The sequence below is a fragment of the Loigolactobacillus iwatensis genome (assembly GCF_003950295.1).
GTDB classification, from domain to species: Bacteria; Bacillota; Bacilli; order Lactobacillales; family Lactobacillaceae; genus Loigolactobacillus; species Loigolactobacillus iwatensis.
Window position 1 is genome coordinate 1 of the sequence record NZ_RHNP01000011.1, and the last position, 5,909, is coordinate 5,909.

Annotated in this window: 5 protein-coding genes; all 5 read right to left on the reverse strand. The window is 41.3% G+C overall.

The window, feature by feature from the left end:
* Window positions 1-158 precede the first annotated feature (158 nt).
* Complete coding sequence (locus EKM98_RS04500) at window positions 159-1,133, reverse strand: diacylglycerol kinase (protein ID WP_125980884.1); 975 nt, start codon at window positions 1,131-1,133, stop codon at window positions 159-161.
* A gap of 164 nt (window positions 1,134-1,297) precedes the next feature.
* Window positions 1,298-2,728, reverse strand: coding sequence for an Asp-tRNA(Asn)/Glu-tRNA(Gln) amidotransferase subunit GatB (gene gatB, locus EKM98_RS04505; protein WP_125980886.1), 1,431 nt, complete (start codon window positions 2,726-2,728; stop codon window positions 1,298-1,300).
* A complete protein-coding gene (gatA, locus tag EKM98_RS04510; protein ID WP_125980888.1) occupies window positions 2,728-4,191 on the reverse strand; it encodes an Asp-tRNA(Asn)/Glu-tRNA(Gln) amidotransferase subunit GatA in 1,464 nt (487 codons plus the stop codon). The genes gatB and gatA overlap by 1 nt, the downstream gene beginning before the upstream one ends.
* Window positions 4,188-4,502, reverse strand: coding sequence for an Asp-tRNA(Asn)/Glu-tRNA(Gln) amidotransferase subunit GatC (gatC, locus tag EKM98_RS04515; protein ID WP_125980889.1), 315 nt, complete (start codon window positions 4,500-4,502; stop codon window positions 4,188-4,190). The genes gatA and gatC overlap by 4 nt, the downstream gene beginning before the upstream one ends.
* 109 nt (window positions 4,503-4,611) lie before the next feature.
* Complete coding sequence (locus EKM98_RS04520; RefSeq protein WP_125980891.1) at window positions 4,612-5,754, reverse strand: CamS family sex pheromone protein; 1,143 nt, start codon at window positions 5,752-5,754, stop codon at window positions 4,612-4,614.
* Window positions 5,755-5,909: the final 155 nt, after the last annotated feature.

Consider the following 5,909-nt stretch of genomic DNA (forward strand, 5'->3'; position numbering starts at 1 on the left):
CGAACGGCTTTTGGTTTTCGTAACTATCACCATTTAGTTTCACGGATCAAACTACAACAAATGCGCACCAAACCAAACAAAAAAACAGTGTTAGAAGTTGCTTAACTTCTAACACTGTAAAATTGGCTATCAACAGGATTTGACAGAGAGCCACTTTGTTATTTAGTAGTATCAGTAGGTACTTCTTCAATTAATGTTTGGTCGCCAGTGACTGCTTTTTCAGGTAAGGCATCCACGTTAGCGAACATTTCGATATGTTGATGCAAATTGATGAAAGTCATTGGTGCATCACCGCCGTATTCACCATCAAGATTAATCATCATCCGTTCTTTATTTTCAGAACGCGCAACTAATTTATGCGTTTTTGTATAAATAATTCGCTTATCATCGATGTGTCGGCCACCATTTAGTGCCAGCGCCATTAAATGAATTAACTCCACCATATTCGCCGTTTTAACGATAATCAAGGAAAAACGACCATCATCTAGTGACACATCTGGTGCAACTTGTTCAAAACCACCAACTGAATTGGTTAAACCTAGTAAGAACATTGAAGCCTTACCTTCATAAACACCACCATCGTATTCCAAATGCATTGGCACTGGTTTAATTTGCGGCAACATTTTTGCACCTTCAATCAAGTAAGCCAAGTAACCAAAGATTGATTTAGTTTCTGATGGGACATCATAGGTTAGTTCAGTTAAAAAGCCGCCACCAGCAATGTTCATGAAATACTGATCATTTGCCTGACCAATATCCATTTTTATGGTTTGATTTTTTAAGACAACCTTTGCTGCTTCAACCGGATCTTCACGGGGAATTTTGAGAGCGCGGGCATAATCATTAGTTGTTCCAGCCGGAATAATCGCCATTTTAGGACGTTGTTTTAACCCAGCAATACCATTGACAACTTCATTAATTGTACCATCACCACCAGCAGCAACCACTAAGTCAAAGCCTTCCTTGGCCGCTCGCGTTGCTTCATCACGTGCAGAATTAGGCTTTGGCGTCGTGGCGTAAGCACTTGTCTCATAACCGTCCGCTTCAAAAATACCTAAAATATCAATCATGCTACGTTTTAAACTTTCATGCCCTGCGGAAGGGTTATAAATAATTCGTGCTCGCTGCTGCATCTTAAGTCCTCTTTTCATTATTTTCTTAAGTAAACTGGCCTAAAAGTGCTAAAGCATTTAGTTGCTGCACTTGGCCGTGATTCAAACAGCCTCTACTAGGTCCAATCAGTATCGGCACCGTAAGTTAATTTCTAAACTGCAAATGTGGCCCAGAAACCTACTTTCTAGCGTTTCTTTAATTCGCTAATTAACAGTTGGTTAACCACCTTAGGGTTCGCCTGACCGTGCGTCTGTTTCATAATTTGACCCACTAAGAATCCAATGGCACGATCTTTACCATTCTTAAAGTCATCAATCGACTGACCATTATTATCTAAAACTTCAGTAATCATTGGTAGCAACTTAGCAGGATCAGATAATTGTACCATGCCCTTATCTTCCACCCATTGTTTCGGTTCCGTACCATTAGTAATCGTTTCTTTGAAGACTTTCTTAGCAATTTTTGACGAAATTGTCCCGTCAGTGATCAAGTTGATCATCGTCGCTAAGTTTTCTGGTGTTAGCTTAGTCTCTTGTAAATCCAATTTTTGGGCGTTCATGTAAGCACTGACTTCACCCTGCAACCAGTTAGAAACTAATTTCGCATCGGCACCTTGCTTAACTGTCTCCTCAAAGAAATTAGCCATCTCTAACGTTGAAGTCAAAACTTGTGCGTCATTTTCGGTTAAACCAAAATCGTTAATGTAACGTTTTCGACGTTCGTGGGGCATTTCTGGAATCGAAGCGCGAACTTCATCAATCCACTTGTCGCTGATTTGCAACGGTGGAATATCTGGCTCAGGGAAGTAACGGTAATCATCGGAACCTTCCTTAATTCGCTGTAACACAGTTTCACCAGTATTTTCGTTAAAACCCCGTGTTTCCTGACGAATTTGACCGCCAGAAAGTAAGATTTGTGCCTGGCGCTTTTCTTCGTATTCTAAGCCCTTACGCAAATAAGTAAATGAATTAATGTTCTTCAATTCAGTTTTAACACCATATTCCTTTTGCCCAATTGGCCGCAGTGAAATGTTGGCGTCAACTCGCAAAGAACCTTCTTCCATCTTAACGTCAGAAACACCAGTAAACTGGATGACTTGCCGTAAGGTTTCCATGTATTCATAGGCTTCTTCTGGTGTTGTCATATCAGGCTTTGATACAATTTCAATCAGTGGTGTCCCCTGCCGGTTTAAATCAACGTAAGAGTATTGACCAGTATGGGTGTTTTTACCAGCATCTTCTTCTAAATGAAGTTCTTCAATTCCGATTTTTTTCGTTGTACCATTACTCAAATGAACTTCAACCCAGCCATCATGGCCAATCGGTTGCTCAAACTGCGTCACTTGGTAAGCTTTAGGATTATCGGGATAAAAATAGTTTTTTCGGTCAAAATGGTTATCTTGGGCAATCGTTGCGTTTAAGGCTAAGGCGGCGCGCATTCCGAAATCAACGGCACCCTTATTAACCTTAGGTAAAACACCAGGATAGCCCCAATCAATGACGTTAGTATTCATGTTAGGAGTATCACCGAACTCATTAGCCGATGGACTGAACATTTTTGACTTTGTCTTTAATTCGACGTGGACTTCAAGTCCAATTGTTGTCTCAAAATTCACTAGTTGTTACCTCCCAACGTTGGTGTTTCTTTATGGAAATCAGTTGCTTTTTCAAAAGCATAGCCCGCTTGATAAATCGTTTGCTCATCAAAGGCCTTACCAATTAATTGCATCCCAATTGGCAAACCAGCCGCAAAGCCTGCTGGTAATGATAGACCAGGTAAGCCAGCCATATTAACTGGTACACTTAAAACATCCCCGGCGTACATCGTCAATGGATCGGAAACATCTTCACCAATACCGTAAGCAGTTGTTGGCGCAACAGGTCCCATAATTAAATCATAATCAGCAAAAACATTAGCAAAGTCTTGTTTCATCAAAGTCCGTACTTGAGCGGCCTTCTTGAAGTAAGCATCATAATAGCCAGCTGATAATGAATACATTCCTAGCATAATTCGCCGTTTAACTTCTGGGCCAAAACCTTCCGTTCGTGAACGAACATAGACATCATTTAAGTTCTTAACGTCTGTCGCCCGAACACCATAACGAATGCCATCAAAGCGCTGTAAGTTAGATGAGGCCTCAGATGAAGAAATAATGTAGTAAGCTGCAACACCATACTTACTGTGTGGCAACGAAACTTCTTCAACCGTTGCACCAAGCTCACGGAACTTATCTGCAGCGGCCAAAATTGCGGCCTTAACTTCTGGTTGAACGCCTTCACCAAGGTATTCTTTAGGCAAACCAATCTTAAGCCCTTTAACACCCTTAGCAATGTTTGCAGTAAAATCTGGTACCTCCTTATTTACTGTCGTCCCATCATGTTCATCAAAGCCAGCAATTGCCGCTAAGACAGTCGCATTATCTTTGACGTTACGTGTCATTGGGCCAATTTCATCAAGACTGGAACCAAAAGCAATCAAGCCCCAACGAGACACGCGACCATAAGTTGGTTTCATGCCAACAATCCCGGTAAATGAAGCGGGCTGCCGAATTGAGCCACCAGTATCAGAACCAAAAGCAATTGGTACAATTCCGGCAGAAACTGCTGCTGCAGAGCCGCCAGAAGAACCACCAGGCACCTTGGTTAAGTTCCATGGATTCTTGGTTGTCTTAAAAGCAGAATTTTCCGTTGAACCACCCATGGCAAATTCATCCATATTGGTTTTACCAATCGGAACCATGTCGTGGGCGTAGATGTGTTCCATTACTGTCGCGTCATAGACTGGCACAAAATTTTCAAGAATTTTACTGGCAGCGGTCGTCCGTAAATCCTTCGTCATAATGTTATCTTTAACTGCAACTGGGATTCCAGCTAAAAGATTAGCTGGGTCAATGCCCTTTTCATCAATCGCTTTGGCCATTTCCAACGCTTTTTCTTCGTTCAACGTTAAAAAAGCATCGACTTTTTTATCAGTTTCTTTTAAAGCCGTAATCGTTTGTTTAGTTAAATCATAACTAGTTAATTCTTTATTAACGAGTTGCGCGTGGATTTTGGTTAAATCATTTGTAAAGTAGTTCATTCACCATCGTCCCCCTCGTTATCTAAAATTGCTGGCACCTTGATATAGCCGTCTTCAGCGTCCGGTGCGTTTTTAAGTAAAGCTTCACGTTCCTGTGGGTTAGCCGCAGCTGGAACATCGTCCCGTAATACGTTAACGAGATCCACCACGTGTGTCATTGGTTCAACACCCTTTGTATCAACTTCTTGTAATTCATTGAACATATCTGTGATCTGACTTAATTGATCGGTAAATTGGCCAAGTTCTTCATCCGTAAAGGATAATCGAGCTAAATCCGCAACGTGCGTTACTTGTTCTTTACTAATTGCCAATTCTCTTGCCTCACTTTCATTTTTGGTTACGCCATTATTTTACCATAAAGTCGCTTGTTTGCGATAAGGACTACCAAACAAACGCGTGCAAAAATGGTTTTTAGCCACCTCAATAACTACCAAACACGTGCGTATAGAAGCTCTTTTGCCCCGAATCTCGGGCAACAAAGGATTGGATTCCTTCAGAAGAACTAATCGTCACTTGAATTGGTACGTTGCTAGGTAGATAATGCTCCGCTTCAGTAGCGATAAACTGGGTAAAACTCATGATTTCCGTTTGACTATAAAATTGCGTATTGATCGAAACGTTCATTCCCGCCAAAGTTCCGTTATTATAGTGTGTTTGTGCTGTAACACCAGATAAATTAGGGAAGAAACTTTGAATTTGTGTTTTAAAGTTGTCAAAAGCATCACTATCACTACTATTACCTGACTTGGCACCAGCTACGGCAGGTAGCGTATAATTTTTCTGGTTCATACTATTCCAGTCACTAATCGTCTTACTACCATTTTTGCTAGTCCCATTGGCAAAGAAAGTCCCACCAACTAAGCTGTCATTCGGCGCCTGCTGGTATAACGCAATCGTAATTGGCACCTTGCTCATACCACTCTTGGCCCGCATACGTTTAACGACTTCGTTAGCCATCTTTTTTGCTTCGGCAACCATTTGAGCGTTGGAAATCTTTGTTTGGTAAGTTGGGCCATACTGTTTTTTGGTGTAATAATCAATTTGATTCATTCCTAAACCAATCGTTACGCCGCCAAGCGATAATTTACTACCGCTCTGAGTCATGTAGTCCTGTTCTTCCAATTGTTGCAAATAAATCGGGTTCCGTTTATTAGCATCGGTTTGCCCATTGCTAGCCGGATTTAACCCATCTGGATTATCCTTTGATTTACGGGCCAACCAATTCGTGACAGTTGTTTTGTTCAAATACTGTCCTTCTTGAAACACGTACTTATTGGTTGGAAATTGCTTTTTAGAGACTGTTAATAAGCCGCTCTCAAAGCTCTTCAAATTATAACCATTGGTATTTTGATCCTCGGACAAACCACGTGATTTGCTGGTTAGATACTTACCATTGCGGACAACTCCTTGGTAATCGCTGTCTGAAACCTGACCAGTTGTTTGAACTGAAGATTTACTTTTAGTACCACTACCGGAACCAAGCCCGGAAGACTGCAAATTACCACAGCCAGCTAAAAAGATTAAACTGCCAAATAACACTAAAAATGCTTTTGCTCGCTTCACCAGAAATGTTCCTCCTCAATTTCTTAGGTCTATTTTGCGCTACCGCAAAATCTTATTCTCGGATGATATCCATTCTCCTAACGCGAAATCCGCGTACTCGAAACATGGCCCTCCTCAATTTCTTAGGTCTATTTTGCGCTACCGCAAAATCTTAT